The organism is Schleiferilactobacillus perolens DSM 12744 (assembly GCF_001435585.1).
Lineage (GTDB): Bacteria > Bacillota > Bacilli > Lactobacillales > Lactobacillaceae > Schleiferilactobacillus > Schleiferilactobacillus perolens.
Genome location: NZ_AZEC01000013.1, coordinates 56,608 through 74,769, shown reverse-complemented (window position 1 = coordinate 74,769; position 18,162 = coordinate 56,608). Strand labels below are relative to the sequence as shown.

Genomic DNA, 18,162 nt, shown 5'->3' with positions numbered 1-18,162 from the left:
TCACTCCTTTGCCGTAATGGCGAAAATCAGATCGGCCGTCACGACAACGGTCCCTTGGCGCGTGATTTCTCCATGGCTCAGTCCGATCCGGCGTTTCAGCTTGGTCATGGTCACAGTGAGGGTCAACGCATCCCCAGGAACAATATCCTTGAGAAAGGCAGCTTCTTGAATACCGCCAAAAAGCACGTTATCGCCAGCATGTTCCGGCAAGCTCAGTACTGCGGCAACGCCGGTTTGAGCCAACGCCTCAATCAGCAAGGGCCGCGGCATCGTCAAGTGGTCAGCCGGCCGGCCGGCGAAGAACCATTCGTTGATGGTAATCAGCTTGCGGGCCGTGGCCGTTTCACCAGGCACTACGGTGGTAAATTGATCAATTAATTGAAACGGATACCGCTGGGGAATTACCTCTTGGACTGCAGGGATCATTCGGCATCCTCCTTGATCAGGACCACCGGCTCGTCATATTCCACCATGGTGCCGTCATCCACCAGTTGTTTGACCAGGGTCCCGCTGATGGGACTGGGGACTTCGTTGATCATTTTCATTGCTTCAATAACGAAGATGGTTTCACCCTTGCTCACATGGTCGCCAATCTGTTTGAACGGTGGTTTGTCTGGAGCGGCCGCAAAATAAGCTACCCCGACTAAGGGCGCCGGTACCGGTGTCCCGTCCATTGCCGGCTTGGCCGGCGGTGCTGCCGGGTCAGTGGGCGCTGAGGCGGGACTGGCAGGCGGTGCAGCGGTCGGTGCCGTCGCTGACGCTGCATTTTGCACCGTCCGTTTAGAAAATGCCAACCGAAAGTCACCCTGGGCCAACTCAAAGTCTTGCAAGGTCGAGCGGTCAAACTTATCCAGTAAACGTTCGATATCCTTTTCTTCCAAAACTTATTCACTCCTCTTGAACGCAATCACTGCGTTGTGACCGCCAAAGCCGAATGAATTACTCAGAGTATAACGGACATCGGCATGATTGTTGGTGTCGTCCACCAGATTTACCGGACAGGCCGGATCTTGCTCATGGGCGCCAATGTTTTCGGGTAATTGCTGCCGCTGCAGAGCACCAACACAGGCCACCGCTTCAATGGCGCCAGCAGCACCCAACAGATGGCCGGTCATGCCCTTGGTACTGGACACGAGGACATCGCTATCGCTGCCGAAGACACTTTGAATGGCCTTAGACTCCGCGCTATCATTGGCCTTGGTTGCTGTCCCGTGAGCGTTGACATAGTCCACATCGGCGGGAGTGATGCCGGCATCTTCAATGGCTTGGGCCATGGCGCGGGCGGCCCCGCGGCCTTCTGGATCCGGTGCTGTCATGTGATAGGCATCGGAAGTGGTGCCGTAACCCACGACCTCCGCTAAGATATTCGCCCCGCGGGTAACGGCATGGTCGTAATCCTCTAATACCAAGGTGGCAGCTCCTTCACCCAGGACGAAACCATTACGCTGCGTGTCAAATGGCAGCGAAGCCTCAGCGGGATCTGTTGCCCGGGATAATGCGGTCAACGAGGCAAAACCGGCAATGCCAATTTCATTCACTGACGCTTCTGAGCCACCGGTCAAGATGACATCCGCCTTACCGAGTTGCAAATATTCAAAAGCATTGCCGATGGCATTAGTGGCCGATGCACAAGCTGTGACAATGGCCTGGCTGGTGTTTTTGGCATTGAATTCAATGGCCAAACTACCTGCTGCCATATTGATGATGGCGTTGGGAACAAACAACGGTGACACCCGCCGTGGTCCCTTTTCGTGCATCTTAATCACTTGGTCCTGAATCGTCGTTAAGCCGCCGATGCCGGAACCGTAAATCACACCAAACCGTTCCGGGTCCACGCCGCCTTCGGTCAAGCCGGCCATTTCCATGGCTTCGTGCCCACTATACAAAGCGTAAGTGGTGAAGAGATCATTGCGCTTGGCAGTCTTGCGATCTACCCGCTGCAACGGATCAAAGTCTTTCACTTCTCCGGCTACTGTGACCCCGGTTTGGCTAGCGTCAAACTTCGTGATGGGCGCAATCCCCACCGTACCGGCCATGATATGATCCAAAAAACTTGGGACATCGTTGCCTAAAGGCGTGACCGCCCCCATGCCCGTAATTACCACTCGATGCATAGAATAAGTTCCTTTCTAAATCGTCAACCCGCCGTCAATCGTTACCACTTGTCCTGTCATATAGGCATTGTGGGCCAAAAAGGCCACAGCATCCGCAATCTCTGCCGGTTCGCCAAACCGCTTCAAGGGAATCTGGCTGGCGAATTCTTCCTGTCGTTTTTCACTCATCGCTTCGGTCATAGCGGTATGAATCATCCCTGGCGCGACGGCATTGACGCGAATACCGCGCAATGCGCCTTCGCGGGCCGCCGTTTTAGTCAAGCCGATAATGCCGGCCTTGGCGGCGGCGTAATTGGCCTGGCCAATATTGCCGCGAATCCCAGCAATACTTGAGATATTCACGATATTGCCCTGGCGCTGCTTTTGCATCACCTTCAATGCATACTTGGTCATCAGGAACGGCCCGGTCAGGTTGGTGTGCACTACCGCCTCAAAATCAGCGACCTTCATTCGGGTCAATAACGTATCTCGATTGATGCCGGCATTATTCACCAGCAGATCCAATCGACCAAACTCTTCTTGAATCGTAGCGATCATTTGCTGGGCAGCCGCCTCTTCGGCGACGTCCCCCACAACCACGTGTAGGGGTTGAAAAGTCTTGGTCAACTCGGCCTTTTCGTCGTCTGTTAACGGCCGGTGGACATTCAAGACAACGGTATAGCCGTCAGTATGCAGGCGCGCGGCGATGGCCAGGCCGATACCGGTACGGGCCCCGGTGACCAGGGCAACCGGTTGTTCACTCATTTGTTTCACTCCAGTTCTTCCGCAATTCATTCAAGGTAGTCATACTATCCACGTGCCAGGCCGTCATGCCCGGAATTGTTTTGGCGGCAAATTTAGTCAGCGCCGTTCCCGGACCCACCTCAATGACGGTGGTTGGCTGAGCATTTTTCAAACAGGTGCCAAAATGGGTGGGGTGCACCAGCTGATCGGTCAGTGTTTGGGTCACCGTGTCTGCCGTAAAGGGCTGTTGCGTCGTGTTGCTCCACACCGGAAACTGGGCTGACTGAATGTGACTGTGCGCCAGCCGTTGGCCTAACTTCATGCTGGCTTCCGCCATGAGTGGGGTGTGGGAAGCCACCGTCATTTTCAACGGGACGATCCGTTTGACCCCCTGGGCTTTCAACGCTTGGGTGACCGCAGTCACCCCGGCCGCCGAACCGCCGATCACAGTTTGGGCGGGCGTGTTGAAATTAGCTGGGAAAACCGGGGTACCGGCTGCTGTGGCGGCCGCGCACGCTTCTTCTACCATGGTAGCGCTCGCACGCAATACAGCGGCCATGACCCCGGGATGTTTGGCCCCAGCCTCATTCATATATGCTGCCCGATCTTGCACCAGCGGGAAAACATCCGCTAAGCTCAGCATTCCGCTGGCCGCTAAAGCACTGTATTCACCCAGGCTCAACCCAATGCCGGCTTGGGGCAAAGGTAAATCCTGGCACAGCACCTGGTAAACACCCAAGCTCAAAGTGACGATCGCCACCGGGGCATTTACCGGATCATCCCACACCGCCGGATCAGCCAACTGCAAATGCAGGGCCTCACTGGCCGCCTGAACAACTGCTTGATACCGTGGTTCCTGGGCCAGCAGGTCAGCACCCATGCCAGCAAACTGCTGCCCTTGGCCACTAAAAAGTGCGGTCCATTGTGTTGTCATGGGCAATTAAGCCTGTAATTGCTTGTCGACGTAAGTGACTAAATCGCCAACGGTCGCAATGCTTTCGTCGCTGTCGATTTCCACGTCGAATTCGTCTTCGATCTTGTCCACCACTTCAAACACATCCAAGCTATCCGCATCCAAGTCTTCCTTGAAGTTCGTGGTTTCAGTGATCTTGCTGGCGTCCTTGTCCAATTGGTCAGCGATAATGTCCTTGATCTTGTTTAATACGTCTGCTTTTGTCATAAATGATTAACCTCCAAAGTTTTGTTGTGATACTTAAAGTGTTAGTAACGTAAAATCACGGTGCCCACCGTGAGGCCGCCGCCAAAACCGCATAAGGCCAAGGTTTGACCGCGCTGAATTCGCCGGTCGGCAATCTCTGTGCTGAGCAAAATGGGTTCACTGGCCGCTGCCGTGTTGCCGACAGTGGCGATATTTTGCGGAAACTTGGCCAACGGCTGGTCCAGTTCTTTAGCCACCTGCTGGATGATCCGGGCATTAGCTTGGTGTAATAGGAAATAATCCACCGCGGTTAAGGACAAACCGGCCTGGGTCACGCCAGCGGTCAGCGACCGGGGCACATGGCGGGTGGCAAAGGAATAAACCTTACGGCCGTTCATCCGCAAATACGGATCAGGGTCACTGCCGCCCAGTTGCCGGGCAGTCAAATACGCGCCTTGGTCACCCAGAGTATGCAGATCATCGCCCAGATACTGACCGTTACCGGCGGCGGGATCATTAGTCACCAGCACACCGCCGGCACCATCGCCGAACAATACGGCGGTGCTGCGGTCTTGCCAATCCACCAAGCGGCTGAGTGTTTCCCCGCCCAGTACGATCCCGTAACCTGGGGCCGCCCCCACCAGCAGTTTGGCCATCACATGCAGGCCATAGACAAAGCCGGAACAGGCCGCACTGAGATCGAAGGCCACAGCGTTGGTTGCCCCAATATTACCTTGGACCTGGGCCGCAGTGGCCGGGGTGGCGTAGTCCGGAGACATCGTCGCCACCAAGATATAACTGATTTGGTCCGGAGCCACACCACTTTGGTGGAGTAGTTTTTGGGCCACCGATGTACTCAACGTGCTGGTGGTTTGGTCCGGGGCCGCAATGTGTCGGGTATGAATGCCAGTCCGTTGCCGAATCCATTCATCTGACGTATCCATTTGCGCGGCCAATTCATCATTGGTGACGACGCGGCAGGGTAATTCATGTGCCGCGGCGAGAATTGTGAAAGGTTGACTAGTCATTTCTTCGTCTGCGCCTCATCTAGGAATGTCTCCAAGTTCATCAAAGCCTGCTTAATCAACTGCCGATCATCATCGTCCATCCCGGCGAGAAAGCCTTTGACCAAGCGACGGTGGAAAGCATCGTGGGCCCGGTATAACAAACGGCCTTTGCGCGTCAGCCCCAGATTGATAATCCGGCGGTCCTCTGCGTTACGATGGCGTTCCACATAGCCCTTGCGTTCCAAATTATTCAGGTGCGCCGTCAACGTACCTTTACTCATCCGGAACTCTTGGGCCACTTGGGTCGTTGTTTTGTGGTCATGTAATCCAATGGCATGGACGATATGCAGCTCCCGGGCGTTGATATCCCGGAAGCGGCTGCCACGGATTTGCAATTCTTCATAGCGCATAATGTTCTCATACACATCCACTAATGCGTTGTTGATATACTTCTCGTCTTGTTTCCGAGCCGCCTCGGCGGCGGATTTCTCATCAATCATATTTTCCCCTTTTTCTAAGCCTTGCCCTGCGCCTCCTCCACGATAAATGTGAGTTCAGCCTGGCAAGCCTTATTTTCTCCCACCATAGCGGTGCAAGCGACCTTACCCATATTATCCTTCTGTTTCAACATCGTCACATGCAGCTTCAACACATCACCAGGCCGCACGACCTGCCGAAACTTAGCTTCGTGAATTGCACCCAGATAAGCGGTCTTACCTTGGAATCGCGGCGTCTTCAAAATCAAAATCGATGCCGCCTGGGCCAACGATTCAATTTGCAATACTCCCGGCATGACCGGGTTGCCAGGGAAATGGCCCTGGAAAAAGTTCTCGTTGATCGTGACATTCTTCGTCGCCACGATAGATTCGCCAGGAGTCAGCTCATCCACATAATCCATGTACAAAATCGGGTAGCGGTTCGGGATCAATTTCATGATCTCTGCAGCATCCAGTACGTGCACAAAAATCTTCCTTTCTGAGTAACCAGAGGGCGCAGCGCCCCGGGTAGGCCCCGACCGCTAAGAACGGCCTGGGCATAATCCCCCGTTTTTGGGGATTTTGACCAGGACGGGCTTAGCGCGAGGGGCCTGGGGCGCGGAGCCCGTTTATGAACAGAGGGCGGAGCCGACCGGTTAGGGGCGGAGGCACAAGAGACAAGGCGCAGAAAACCCGCACTTAGGTTTTATGTGACTTGTCTCTTGTGCCCTAGCCCTTGGTTGGCGGAGCCCGTTTATAACCAGAGGGCGCAGCGCCCATTTACGAGCAGAGGAGTGTATCACGAAAGGTCTGGGCCGTGAGCCCAACTCCTAGCACCACCACTCTGCTCTTCCAAATAGTTTGATGTTCAAACTATTTGGTCAAAGACAAACCGTTGCGGTAATCCGTAACGGCAACAAGTGATTGAAATGATACTACCGCAATTTAGTTTGATGTTCAAACCTTTTTTTGACAGAAACTTTAGATAACTAATGTTATGAAACAGACGATCGCCGCCACTACGGTGCTGGGCGCAATTGTTGATTTTTTTGTGACCACGTCCCAATGTGCGACTTTAAACACCACTGAGCGAATTTTGCATTATGGAATTACGAGTCCCCAAATCCAGCTTTTCTAGTATGGACAACGCCAACCTGTTTCGATTCAATACAAACGATTACATTTGTTATTTATCGCACAACTGATTAAATTTCCTATTGAAATAGGAACCGCTTACCATTGATTCCATTGACTTTGCTGTCATCATTTTCAAAAATAGTTAGTGAAATTGGTCACGCATCATGATAAAATAGGCCAAGTAAAAACCACATTCTATATTTGGAGGAATCATCATGCTCAAAGCACTCACTGACACGCTCACGAACATGAACGTCGTTAGCGCCGTCACATCCACGATCTTCATCATCCTGTTGGGCTTCTTCTTACGCCGTAAGGGCATCTTCTCTGATTCCTTGGGGAAAACATTATCGAAGGTCGTGCTCACCGTGGCACTGCCAGCATTGGCTTTTAATTCATTCATGCAGCCCATCGATCCGGTGACGCTGCGCCAAGGTATCAACGTCCTCATTTGGGGCATCATTATCTATATTCTGCTGATCTTTATTACCCCATTCATGTACTTCAAGTCCGACAAGGATAAGAAAACCGTCTTGTCTGTATTGACCACGTTTGGCTCCACCACGTTCTTTGGTATCCCTATCGTCGGCGCTGTGTGGGGCGCTAAGGGGGTCATGTACAGTTCTATTTTCAACATCGGCTACCGCATCTTCCTATACTCCTATGCCTATATCAAATTATCCGGGCTGAAGCTGGAGAAGAAGAACATTAAGACCATGTTGCTGAATCCGATCGTCATCGCCACTTTCTTGGGTCTGTTCCTCTGGCTCTTCCAAGACGCCGCACCCCATGTCACCGTGCCGGCGGCGGATGCAACTGGTAAAATGGTGTCAGTGGCCTTCTACCGGATTGATCAGACCGCGATTTGGCTGTTCAAACCCTTATCTTACTTGGCCGCACTGGCTTCACCGTTAGCCTGGTTGGCCATCGGGGTGACGCTGGGCTCGGTTTCTTTCAGCGAAGCCGCCACCGACAAGACCAGCTGGTACTATTCTTGGAACAAGGTAGTCATTGTGCCGCTGATTAACTTGGTGCTCTTGTTCATCCTGACGGCCACCCACATCCTGCCCGTGGATAACATTGCCTTGTCCACCATTATCGTGATGATGGCCACACCGACTGCAGCCGTGGCCGCGGCCTATTCCATCGGCTTCGACCATGGTGCGCTGATGACCAGTAACGCCAGCTTCATTTCCACAGTGTGCGCAGTGGTGGCGATTCCGTTGTGGATCGTCGTCTTATCAGTGATTAAGGCCGCGGGCATGTTCGGCTAAAACTTGTACCATTCAATTTAGAAGGGAATGTATCAATTTATGGCTTTCAAAATTGCCTGTTACGGTGTCCATGATTACGAGGTGCCTTTCTTCAAGAAACTGAACAAATATGATTACGATCTGAAACTGATTACGGCGTTTTTAACCCACGACAATGTCGAGGAGATCAAAGGATGCGACGCCGTATTATTACGGGGCAACTGCATTGCGGACGCTCAAAACCTGGCCAAGATGAACGATTATGGCATCAAATATGTGTTCACCCGGACCATTGGGTATGATCATATTGACCTGCAGGCCGCAGCCGGTTATGGGATGAAAGTCGCCCGGGTCCCTGGCTACTCCGCTTATTCCGTCGCTGAATTGGCCCTCACTTTGGGCATGATGCTGTTCCGCCACACCACCTACGCCACCAGCCGGACGGCCCAGGGCAACTACCAGGTCACACCGACTTACTTCAGTAAAGAAGCCCACAGCTCAACCATCGGCATTATCGGGACCGGCCATATCGGCGTGACCGAAGCTGAGTTGTGGAAAGGCATGGGCGCCACGGTCTTGGGTTACGATGTGTTTCAATCCGACGCGGCCAAGCAAGTCGTTGATTTTGTCAGTTTGGACGAATTGGTTGAGAAATCCGACATCATTTCGCTGCATGTGCCGTATTTCCCTGGCCAAAACGATAAGATGATCAACGCCGATCTGATCGCCAAGATACAGCCCCACACAATTCTGGTGAACACTGCCCGGGGTGAATTGGTGGACTATGATGCCGTTTTAGCCGCTTTGAAAGGGAACCGGCTGGACGGGTTCGCCAGTGATGTGCTGTTAGAAGAAGGCCAGGTTTTTGGCAAAGATCTGGGCAGCAACGATCAATTACCGTTACCAGTATTGCGCGATTTGGCCAAGCTTTATCCGAAGGTACTGTTCACACCGCACATGGGTTCATTGACTGAACCGGCACTGGAAGGCATGATTTCCGTGAGTTACGATAACTTCCACACGACTTTGACGACTGGGAAAGTGCCGAATGAGGTTACGGCGAAGTAAATCTGATTGAGCCAGCTAACTTTGAAAAACGTCGGTCTAATAGATCGATGTTTTTTTGTGTCTCAGATCTCTATTAACATTGGCGGATGGTCTTAGAATATTAATCCCACCACCCGCTCAGCCAATTGGTCCACAAGCAATCGGTGCGATTTCTTGAAACTAGCTTATCAAAGCCCCTTCTTGTATCCACCACATACCTAACCTAAAATTAAACGTGTGGATTGTTTCAATAACGAAGGAGATGCCAAAATGAAGTTAGTGACAATTGCCGGGCGGCAGGTGCCGGCCATTGGTATTGGTACTTGGCACATGGGCAGCATGCCGGATAAACGTCCCCAAGAAATCGCCGCGATTCGCGCCGGTATTGATGCCGGGGCGCGGTTAGTAGATACCGCTGAGATGTATGGGTCTGGTGACTCCGAAGCTCTCGTCGGCGAAGCACTGCAAACTTATCACCGAGACGACATTTTTCTCATTTCAAAAGTATTGCCCAACAACGCGTCTAAGCAGCGGATGGAAAAAAGTTTGGAGGCCAGCTTAGCACGACTGCAGACCGATTACTTAGACTTGTATCTCTACCATTGGCGCGGTGGTGTGCCTCTGGCTGAAACGATCAGCGAGCTGCAACGGCTGCAGGATAGCGGTAAAATCCGGGCCTGGGGCGTGTCAAACTTTGATCTGCCAGATATGACAGAACTTTGGCAGCTACCTGAAGGCAAAAACGCGGTGGCCAACGAGGACTTATATAATCTCGCTGAACGGGGCATCGAATACGATTTGCTCCCCTGGCAACGGGCACATAATATTCCACTGATCGCCTATTCACCCGTGGGCGCCGGTGCGGATATCCGTTCTTCGGCCATGCAAGGTGATACGGCCTTAGCCCAGGTGGCCGCACATCACAATGTGTCGCCCTATCAAGTGATTCTCGCCTGGGCAATTCGCGATGGCCACACCATCGCCATTCCGCAAACCAGTAATGCCGAACACATGAAGACTAATATTGCCGCGGGTGATGTGACGTTAACAGATGGGGATCTGGCTTTACTCGATAAAGAGTTTCCTGCACCGACCCGTAAAGAACCATTGGCGATGCGGTAGGATACGCAAAGTCCCTCGATCTATCTCAGGCCGAGGGACTTTTTTCTTGTTTCTTACATGTTGTCACCCCAGCTGCATGCGCACAAACGTCACCGGCGTGCCATACGCATCTGCTTGTTCTTGCCCGACTTCGACAAATCCCAATTGACCGTAGAGATGCCGCGCACGCTGATTAAAGTCGGCCACCAACAACGTAATCGGCCCACGGTATGCATAATGTTTACGCCCAAAGTCGAGACCCGCCTGGGCAAACTGCAAGCCCCGGCCGTGGCCAGTTAGCTCTGGTCGTAATCCGAGACCAAATTCCATCATGCCGTCCGGGAACGAATACTCATACATGCCGATCATTTGTTCTTCATCAGAAACTGCAAAGTAATCATCCTGATTATCCGCAAAAATTGCTTGCAACTCCTCCGCCTGGTCCGCTGCTGGGATGTTGTAGAAAGTATAAGGTGCCGGGTATTGCCAATTCAGGTATGCCCTGGCTTCTTCTTGACTCATGGGATGAATATCGTGGTTCACATGGATCGCCTGCTTTTCGGTTTAGTTTGCTTCTGGCCCGCCAAATTCCCATTTTTGTTGAAAATGCGTTTTCGTGGTACAGTTGAATGGCTTATTATGTTACAAATTCTACAATGACGGGTGGCAATGCACAATGGTTCATCGTGGTTTTGCCCTGTCCTTAGCCCCGCCTCTCGGTATTGCTTAATCATTCAAGAGCACTTAACAATTTAAAGGAGAACGAGACAATGACAGACGCAATTAATTTAAAGGCCGGCAATGTTTTTCAAAAAGACGGCAAACTGATCAAAGTATTGGAAACGAACCACCATAAGCCAGGTAAAGGTAACACGGTCATGCAGATGCGCTTGAATGACGTGCGCACTGGCGCCATTGTGCAAACCACCATGCGGCCGACGGAAAAAGTGGACTTAGCAGAAATGGACCACAAAAACGCCCAATATCTGTATACCCAAGACCAAACGGCTTACTTCATGGATACCGATACGTATGATCAATACGAATTACCCCTCGATCACATTTCTGAAGAAGTGAAATACCTGGTACCCAACATGCAGGTGCAATTGGAATTCTTCGAGGGCGAATTGATCAGCCTGGATCTGCCGAGTACGGTGGATTTGAAGGTCACTGAGACCACGCCGGGGATCAAAGGCGCCACGGCGGCTAGCGGCGGCAAGCCGGCGACAATGGAAACTGGCTTGGTTGTCCAAGTCCCCGACTTCATTCAGACTGGTGAAACCTTGACGATCAATACCGCCAATGGCGAATACAAGTCTCGGGCTCAAAACTAATTTTAGAGATGACAGCTGTTCAGCCGATATGGTTGGGCAGCTTTTTTGTGGTCTCCAAGCGTTCACGCTGTCGTTTCTTTGTTAATATCCGCGGTTAATTGCTCATTAAACCGCGTAAAGATTTCCTGATCCGCCCGGATTGGTTCCGCCGGTAATTTTTGGGCCTTGGCGAGTGCCTCTTTGGCTTGGTCGCCATCATGATTGATATACCACGCGTAGACTGCCTGAATAATCAGCCGTTGGCGCTGGTGTGCGCCAGCTTGTTGTGAGACATCCGCCCAAAGTTCGGGGATGAGTGAGTTTTGCGGATCACTCAGCAATAGCATCAATAGTAATTGCTGCTTCAATTCGGCGGCGTAGATCGGCACCATTTCTTGATCATCCTCAAAAGCAGTCTGAAGGATTTCTGCCGCCTGTGCGTAATTTCCCATTTCTTGATCGTACGCGGCTTCCAGGAAGAGTTGGAAATCATTAAAATATGTCCGCTGTTTCGTCCTCACCGGTCTATATAATGTTTTCGGTAAATCAGCATACCGATAGCCTGCCATCAGTAACGCATTAGCCGTCAACTGAATCGCCAGCAGTTGCTGATTCCCGGGTTCACGGTGAACAATGCGCAATGCCTGGGCATCATTGAAGCCTGCCGGAATGCCATTCATCAAAATCAGTGCAACACTGGCAAGCACCCACCATATCGCCATTACCCGCCAGGGAGAAAGTGCGATGCCACCGATAATCGTGAAAACGCCATTGCTCAAAAGCCCGCCGCATAAATATAACCGGTAGGGTAAAGGGCTTTTGTCTGGCGGCCGCATCAGGGCCTGACCGCCAGTACCGGCGATTTTCTGCCGGCCAAAGCGCCACCCCGCGTCTGTTTTGAAATAAACAAGACTGCCCAGACGGATGCTGACCAACCGGTACCCCGTCAGCCAACCAAATATGACGTGCCCCGCTTCATGGACTACTATTTGGATCGGAATAGTGCCGACAAAAACAATAAACAAAAGCGCGTATGTGGCCCAAGATGGACGACCTGTCATGGCCGCCATGATCGTGTTGATTCCTGACCCAGTCGCAGTATCAATCAGTTCTTTCATATCGTGTTTCCCTTGAAAAACGGCTCTTCAACACTCAACTGGCGCTGATCCAAATCAATTTTCGCCATTGCCCCATACGGTAAAGCGGTCCGGGGATAAGCATGGCCAAAGTTCACGTTAAACAAAATCGGGGTCTCGTACGGCGCTGTGACATCGTACAAGATCTTTTTGTACTCCGTATAAAACACTTCGTTCTGGGGTTTCCCGGCAATAATTCCTGCCACAGCCGCCAACACGCCCTGTTCAGCCAACTTGGCCAGCATCTGGTGATACAGTGTGGGGGCTGGGCGCTCTTCACTTGTTTCAATAAATAGAATCTTGTCCTGCCACGCATGGACATCAGGGAAAATTTCGTACGCCGCAATGGTCCGGGCTTCATCGGGGTAGCGCATGGTGGTTAAGATATCATTCAAACTATCCAAGCAGCCGCCCAGTAACCGGCCCTGTACCTGGCCGCTGCCCCGCAGCACTTCATAACCACGGGTTTCTGGATGACTAATCCGCGGTGTGCCCACCGCCGCCTGAGAAAAGTCGGTTCGTTCTTCGTACCAGACCCCACTGGCAGGGATCACCGTCCTAGCCGGATTAGCAAAATAATGTTCCAACGTTTGTTTTGTGTACGGCAGCAAAGTCGGTCCCAGTTCGGCCCAGTCATTCAGAACGTTAGGACCGTAGAAACTTTGCATCCCCAATTTGTAGAACATCAAATGATTGATCGTCGTATCTGAAAAACCCGAGAACAGTTTTGGATGGTTTTGAACCGCCTGGATAAATTCATCATCCATTAACAAATACGGCAGCAACCGATACGTATCATCACCGCCAATGGTGCAGAAAACTCCCTTAATGGTTGGATCTAAAAACGCCGTCTTCAGATCTGCGGCCCGAGCCTCTGGATGAGCGGCCAAATAGTCCAAACCGCGCAGGGCGTTGGGCATGTAAACCGGGGTCAAGCCAAACTCTTGCATTCGGTGCTCGGCTAAGCGGCGCTGATGGGCGGCGAAGGGTTCGCCTAAAATGCCGCTGGAAAGACTGACAATGGCAACTTGATCGCCGCGGTGTAATTGTTGGGGTTTGTTTAACATGGCAATATCCTCCTCGTCTTATTGTTGATGTTCCCATTCTTCACGCAATATCCCATATTTGACCGAATCCCAGTACCGGTTCTGCCAGTAACGGACTTGCCGCACTTGGGCTTCTTTTTGCATCCCCAATTTTTCCGCCGACCGCATCATCCGCTGATTTCCGGACCAAGTCGTCAGCCCGATATGGGGCAAGTCGGTCATGCTGAATACTTTCGTCAGCCACAACCGTAGAGCCGTCGTACCAATACCCTGGCCCCACTCATCATCTGCATAAATGACGATGCCGATGTCCAGCCAGCGTTTCATTTGGCCGTCCTCGTAGTAGGCAAACACCGCCCCAACTGGCTGGCCATTTACAAAGATGCCATTTTTGAAGTGATCCCCCGCCCAGGCCCGCATTTCTTCTTCCGTCATCGGTTTGTCGTGGAAATACGGCCCGTTCCAATTCTGCCATTCTTCATGGGCTTGGCCGTACGCAATTTGCCAAAGTGGGGGAATATCAGTCTCTTGTAAAGGTCGAATCGTCACTGTCATGGTTAGTCTCCTTGCTGGGTCAATTTTTTCTCGGTGTCCGTATCACCGCTATTTTGAATGGCGACATAATACGTCCCGGTTGTCGTCTGCAAAGTGGTTTCGACAAAATAGAGTTCGCCAATATCTGGGGCGTCCACGAAGAAATATTGCTCATCGGGATCGGCCACAGCCAATTGGTCCCACGCTTCATGGAAAACCGGATCTTCTTTGATCGCGGTGAAGACTTGAAAAAGAAAAGGCGAATCAGCCGCAGTGCTGTAAATTTGGCGAAAGCGGGCCACTTGCCAATGGGCCATCTCCCGCCAGTCATTCACGTGGGTCCGTAAAAATGGATCATGAAAGACGCGCCACACGGCATTGCGGCGCAGTGTGCTTTGACCGGTCCGATCGCCATAAATTTGCGTATAAGCGTCATTCCATGCCACGAGCGTAAAGTTTCGATCCATGATATAAGCAGGATGCCGCCCCTGGGCTTGTAAGAAGCCTTTAAGCCCGTCACTGATACCCAGCTCCGACGGCGTTGTGGGTCGTTGACCAATTAAATTAAACGCATAATTCAGCTCGGCCGGTTTGAGCTGGAGGGCTTGTCCCAGAGCAGCCAACACTTCTGGAGATGGATTGCTGTCTCGCCGGCCCTGCTCAATCCGGGCATACCAATCCACACTGACATGCGCCCGCTCGGCCACTTCTTCCCGTCGCAGCCCGCTGGTACGCCGATGCGGTCCCCGCACGATACCAAAAGCGGCCGGGTTCGCCGTTAACCGTTTATACCGCAAAAAATGGCCGAGTACTTTTTCGTTCATACGGACTCCTCCAAACCGGGATACCTTATCCTAGGATAAACCGCCTCTTCTTCCCGTTCGCTAAAGCGGTCATACTCACCTTGTTGATTGAAATTAGTATATCACGACTAGGAGGAATACTGGATGACAGTTAAAATTGGTATTAATGGTTTCGGACGAATTGGGCGGCTCGCATTTCGGCGTATTTTAGCCCTACAGGGGAAAACCGATATTCAGGTGGTGGCGATTAACGATCTCACTTCGCCGGCAATGTTGGCACATTTGTTGAAATACGATTCGACCCATGGTGTTTTACCTGAAGAAGTGAGTGCCACGGATCACGCTTTGATTGTGGGTGGCCAATCCTTTACGGTATATGCTGAACCGGATGCAGCGCGCTTGCCTTGGGTGAAAAATGACGGTGTGGATTTCGTGTTAGAATGCACCGGCTTTTATACCTCGAAAACCAAAGCCCAGGCACATTTGCAAGCCGGCGTCAAACGAGTTTTGATTTCAGCACCCGCGGGAAATGATCTGAAGACTATCGTTTATCACGTGAACGACAATATCCTCACCGCCGATGATACGATCGTGTCCGCAGGTTCCTGCACCACGAATTGCTTGGCGCCGATGGCCGCCGCCTTGGACAAGGAATTTGGTATCATCGCCGGGACCATGACCACCGTCCACGCCTACACATCTACCCAAATGCTGCTGGATGGGCCAGTGCGCGGCGGAAACTTGCGGGCGGCCCGCTCGGCGGCCGTAAACACCATTCCCCACTCTTCCGGCGCGGCTAAAGCGATCGGCTTAGTCCTGCCCCAACTCAATGGCAAATTACAGGGCCACGCCCAACGGGTTCCTGTCGCAGACGGTTCTTTGACCGAACTGGTGACCATGCTGCACACGCCGGCACTGACCGCTGACCAAGTCAATGCGGCGATCCGTCCTTACACGGAGAACAATCCCAGTTTCGGCTGGAATGCGGATGAAATTGTCTCCAGCGATGTGATCAATACCACATATGGATCGATTTTCGATCCCACGCAAACCAGCATCGTCACGGCTGGAGATCAGCAACTGGTGAAGACGGTGGCTTGGTATGATAACGAGTACGGCTTTACCTGCCAAATGATTCGGACGCTGCTGAAGTTTGCCCGTCTGTAATTGATTGTTCTAGATACTGACCAAGAGCTGTGCTGCTAGGCATGGCTCTTTTCTTATATTTAGAAAAATTTCTAAATGCACACCAAGCACCATGTGTCTACTGACCTATTGACTGCACCACATCTCTTCAAGTTCAAAAATCGCTCAACAATCCCCCTTTCAACTGCACAGTCTCGCCTCAATTGTCCATTGTTCTCTCAACGCAACCCGCCTATTCTTGCAAATGAACAATGCGTCAATTTGAAAGGCGGTAATCAAAATGTTGAAGAGTGAATGGAAATATCTGATCACCCACAAAATGGTGCTGGTCGTCCTCGTGGCGATTGCCATGATTCCGGCCATCTACTGTTTCATCTATCTATCCTCGATGTGGAATACGTATGGCAAAATGGCCGATTTGCCTGTGGCTATTGTTAACCACGACCAACCAGTGAACTACCAGGGTAAACACATCGCTATTGGTCAAAACCTGACGAGGAATCTGGTCCATTCTGACTCTCTGGACTTTCATCATGTATCCGCGGCAAAGGCAGCCCACCAGTTAAAGGCCGGGCACTATTATATGGTGCTGACGGTGCCGAAGCATTTCTCCAAAGATGCCACCACAATCTTAGGGGCACATCCCAAAACCATGCCACTGTATTTCCGGTTCAATTCAGGCCAAAATTTCATCGTGTCCAAGATGACCAGCGGTGCGGCGACGGCGATCAAGGGTAAGGTCTCCACGCAGGTAACCAAGTTGTACGCTGGTATTGTATTGAAAGCAGTGGGCAGTGCCGGAACGGGCATGCACCAAGCCGCAACGGGCGGTGCTGCCTTAGCCCAGGGGTCGACTAATCTGCTCACCGGTGAAACCCAGTTGCACAACGGGCTACAAGCCATGATCACAGGGATTAACACTGTCATCGCTGGTAATCAGAAGCTGGCGGCCGGCAATCAGGCCATGGGGACAGGTTTCACCAAACTCGGCACCGGTGATCAAAGTCTGCAAACCGCCATGCAGCAAATTACGACTGGACTCGCACAACTAGCCCGTCGTTCTCCCCAACTGACCGCTGGAACAACGAAATTGACGGCCCTGGCGGGGGCGATTCAGAAACAGCTGACGGCTGCGCATCCCGATCAAGTGGCTTTAGTAAAGGAAATGAACGCACTGATTAGTGGCCTGCAAAGTGTCACGGCTGGCAGTACAACTAGTGTGGCTGGTACCCAGGCGCTGGCTGGCGGTAGTCAACGGGTGCAGCAAGGATTGACGGATCTTGGCCAAGGGACCCAATCTCTCACCGCTGCCAATCACCAAATTGGTACCGGTTTGCAGACTATGTTGGCCAACTTACCCGCCCTGCAAGCGGGGACGGCTAAACTGACCACAGGGACCGACAGCTTAACCCAAGGAACCCAAAAAATATTGGCGGGCTCTCAAACATTAGCCGCCAGTTTAGCAACGGGTGCGCAAAAGTTGCAGATCATTCACACAGCCTCAGCCAACGCCCAGGCCATGGCCGCCCCGGTTAAAGAAGTGACCAGCGACATTGCTAAGATTCCTAATAACGGCACAGGCATGGCTCCCTTTGCTATTGCCATCGGCCTCTACGTGGGCGGCATTGCGTTAGGCACCATGTACGAAGCCTTCCTACCCCATCAAAAACCAAAACACGCCTTGACCTGGTGGGGCAGCAAAGCCTCTGTCGTCGGCCTGGTGGGTTTGCTGCAAGCAGCACTGCTCTACGGTTCCCTGATGCAGGGCAACCATTTGCAAGTAGGCAATCACGGCCTGTTCTTCCTGGTCATTTTATTGGGGTCATGGCTGTTTGTCTCATTAATCTTTTGTCTACGCCTAATGCTCGGCGGCTTTGGGACTTGGCTGGTGTCCATTGTCTTGGTTTTGCAGCTCGCCTCGTCGGGTGGTTTGTATCCCACCTTCCTGGTGAACCACTTTGCTCAGTCTCTGAACGCCTGGCTGCCGATGACATATCTAATCAACGCTTTACGGGCGGTGATTTCCACCCACCAAAGCATTACGAGTGATTTATGGATTATGCTCTTGATTACCCTGGCACTGAACATTGCCATGATTCTGCGCTTCCAGATTGGTCTGCGTCAGGATGTCATCATCATTGATGATTGATTTAGAAAGGCAGCGACG

The 18,162-nt window shown here is 52.0% G+C and carries 20 protein-coding genes; 6 read left to right on the top strand and 14 right to left on the bottom strand.

What is annotated here, in order from left to right; all coding sequences use genetic code 11:
* Genes FD09_RS12375 through fabZ form a run of 9 tightly spaced genes read right to left on the bottom strand, consistent with a single transcriptional unit; the run spans position 1 to position 5,964 of the window.
* Positions 1-426, bottom strand: coding sequence for a 3-hydroxyacyl-ACP dehydratase FabZ family protein (locus FD09_RS12375; protein WP_057821850.1), 426 nt, complete (start codon positions 424-426; stop codon positions 1-3).
* Positions 423-881: an acetyl-CoA carboxylase biotin carboxyl carrier protein gene (locus FD09_RS12370; protein WP_057821848.1), complete on the bottom strand. Its 459-nt coding sequence runs from the start codon at positions 879-881 to the stop codon at positions 423-425. The genes FD09_RS12375 and FD09_RS12370 overlap by 4 nt, the downstream gene beginning before the upstream one ends.
* Positions 882-884: 3 nt before the next feature.
* Positions 885-2,114 (bottom strand): beta-ketoacyl-ACP synthase II, encoded by a 1,230-nt coding sequence (gene fabF, locus FD09_RS12365; RefSeq protein WP_057821847.1) that lies wholly within the window; start codon positions 2,112-2,114, stop codon positions 885-887.
* Between the two features lie 15 nt (positions 2,115-2,129).
* Positions 2,130-2,858: a 3-oxoacyl-ACP reductase FabG gene (gene fabG, locus FD09_RS12360; protein ID WP_057821845.1), complete on the bottom strand. Its 729-nt coding sequence runs from the start codon at positions 2,856-2,858 to the stop codon at positions 2,130-2,132.
* On the bottom strand, positions 2,851-3,771 hold the full coding sequence (locus FD09_RS12355; protein WP_057821843.1) for an ACP S-malonyltransferase: 921 nt from the start codon (positions 3,769-3,771) through the stop codon (positions 2,851-2,853). The genes fabG and FD09_RS12355 overlap by 8 nt, the downstream gene beginning before the upstream one ends.
* A 6-nt stretch (positions 3,772-3,777) precedes the next feature.
* Positions 3,778-4,017, bottom strand: coding sequence for an acyl carrier protein (locus FD09_RS12350; RefSeq protein WP_057821841.1), 240 nt, complete (start codon positions 4,015-4,017; stop codon positions 3,778-3,780).
* A gap of 41 nt (positions 4,018-4,058) precedes the next feature.
* Positions 4,059-5,024 (bottom strand): beta-ketoacyl-ACP synthase III, encoded by a 966-nt coding sequence (locus FD09_RS12345; RefSeq protein ID WP_057821839.1) that lies wholly within the window; start codon positions 5,022-5,024, stop codon positions 4,059-4,061.
* Positions 5,021-5,503: a MarR family winged helix-turn-helix transcriptional regulator gene (locus FD09_RS12340; RefSeq protein ID WP_057821837.1), complete on the bottom strand. Its 483-nt coding sequence runs from the start codon at positions 5,501-5,503 to the stop codon at positions 5,021-5,023. Before FD09_RS12340 ends, FD09_RS12345 begins: the two co-directional genes overlap by 4 nt.
* A 14-nt stretch (positions 5,504-5,517) precedes the next feature.
* Complete coding sequence (fabZ, locus tag FD09_RS12335) at positions 5,518-5,964, bottom strand: 3-hydroxyacyl-ACP dehydratase FabZ (RefSeq protein WP_057821835.1); 447 nt, start codon at positions 5,962-5,964, stop codon at positions 5,518-5,520.
* Between the two features lie 861 nt (positions 5,965-6,825).
* On the opposite strand from fabZ, the gene FD09_RS12330 reads away from it, so the two are divergent.
* From FD09_RS12330 to FD09_RS12320, 3 genes are all read left to right on the top strand, one after another.
* Positions 6,826-7,890: an AEC family transporter gene (locus FD09_RS12330; RefSeq protein WP_057821833.1), complete on the top strand. Its 1,065-nt coding sequence runs from the start codon at positions 6,826-6,828 to the stop codon at positions 7,888-7,890.
* A 39-nt stretch (positions 7,891-7,929) separates the two neighbouring features.
* Positions 7,930-8,937 (top strand): NAD(P)-dependent oxidoreductase, encoded by a 1,008-nt coding sequence (locus FD09_RS12325; RefSeq protein WP_057821883.1) that lies wholly within the window; start codon positions 7,930-7,932, stop codon positions 8,935-8,937.
* Positions 8,938-9,186: 249 nt separating this feature from the next.
* On the top strand, positions 9,187-10,038 hold the full coding sequence (locus FD09_RS12320) for an aldo/keto reductase (protein WP_057821830.1): 852 nt from the start codon (positions 9,187-9,189) through the stop codon (positions 10,036-10,038).
* Positions 10,039-10,101: 63 nt separating this feature from the next.
* On the opposite strand, the gene FD09_RS12315 is transcribed toward FD09_RS12320, so the two are convergent.
* A complete protein-coding gene (locus FD09_RS12315; RefSeq protein ID WP_235812290.1) occupies positions 10,102-10,539 on the bottom strand; it encodes a GNAT family N-acetyltransferase in 438 nt (145 codons plus the stop codon).
* A gap of 248 nt (positions 10,540-10,787) precedes the next feature.
* Here FD09_RS12315 and efp point away from each other — a divergent pair, with 248 nt between their 5' ends.
* The gene (gene efp, locus FD09_RS12310; protein WP_057821826.1) at positions 10,788-11,351 is read left to right on the top strand and encodes an elongation factor P; all 564 of its coding nucleotides are present in this window, start codon (positions 10,788-10,790) and stop codon (positions 11,349-11,351) included.
* Between the two features lie 62 nt (positions 11,352-11,413).
* Here the strand turns inward: efp and FD09_RS12305 are convergent, their stop codons facing one another.
* The 4 genes from FD09_RS12305 to FD09_RS12290 are packed head-to-tail and all read right to left on the bottom strand — an operon-like array spanning position 11,414 to position 14,870.
* Entirely contained in the window at positions 11,414-12,448 is a 1,035-nt protein-coding gene (locus tag FD09_RS12305; RefSeq protein WP_057821824.1) for a M50 family metallopeptidase, read from the bottom strand.
* Positions 12,445-13,533 (bottom strand): S66 family peptidase, encoded by a 1,089-nt coding sequence (locus FD09_RS12300; RefSeq protein WP_057821822.1) that lies wholly within the window; start codon positions 13,531-13,533, stop codon positions 12,445-12,447. The genes FD09_RS12305 and FD09_RS12300 overlap by 4 nt, the downstream gene beginning before the upstream one ends.
* Positions 13,534-13,551: 18 nt before the next feature.
* Positions 13,552-14,067: a GNAT family N-acetyltransferase gene (locus FD09_RS12295; protein ID WP_057821820.1), complete on the bottom strand. Its 516-nt coding sequence runs from the start codon at positions 14,065-14,067 to the stop codon at positions 13,552-13,554.
* Between the two features lie 2 nt (positions 14,068-14,069).
* Positions 14,070-14,870 (bottom strand): helix-turn-helix domain-containing protein, encoded by an 801-nt coding sequence (locus FD09_RS12290; protein WP_057821818.1) that lies wholly within the window; start codon positions 14,868-14,870, stop codon positions 14,070-14,072.
* 123 nt (positions 14,871-14,993) lie between these two features.
* Between FD09_RS12290 and gap the strand changes: the two genes are divergently transcribed.
* Both gap and FD09_RS12280 read left to right on the top strand, forming a co-directional pair.
* A complete protein-coding gene (gene gap, locus FD09_RS12285) occupies positions 14,994-16,016 on the top strand; it encodes a type I glyceraldehyde-3-phosphate dehydrogenase (protein ID WP_057821816.1) in 1,023 nt (340 codons plus the stop codon).
* A gap of 259 nt (positions 16,017-16,275) precedes the next feature.
* A complete protein-coding gene (locus tag FD09_RS12280) occupies positions 16,276-18,144 on the top strand; it encodes a YhgE/Pip family protein (RefSeq protein WP_057821814.1) in 1,869 nt (622 codons plus the stop codon).
* Positions 18,145-18,162: the final 18 nt, after the last annotated feature.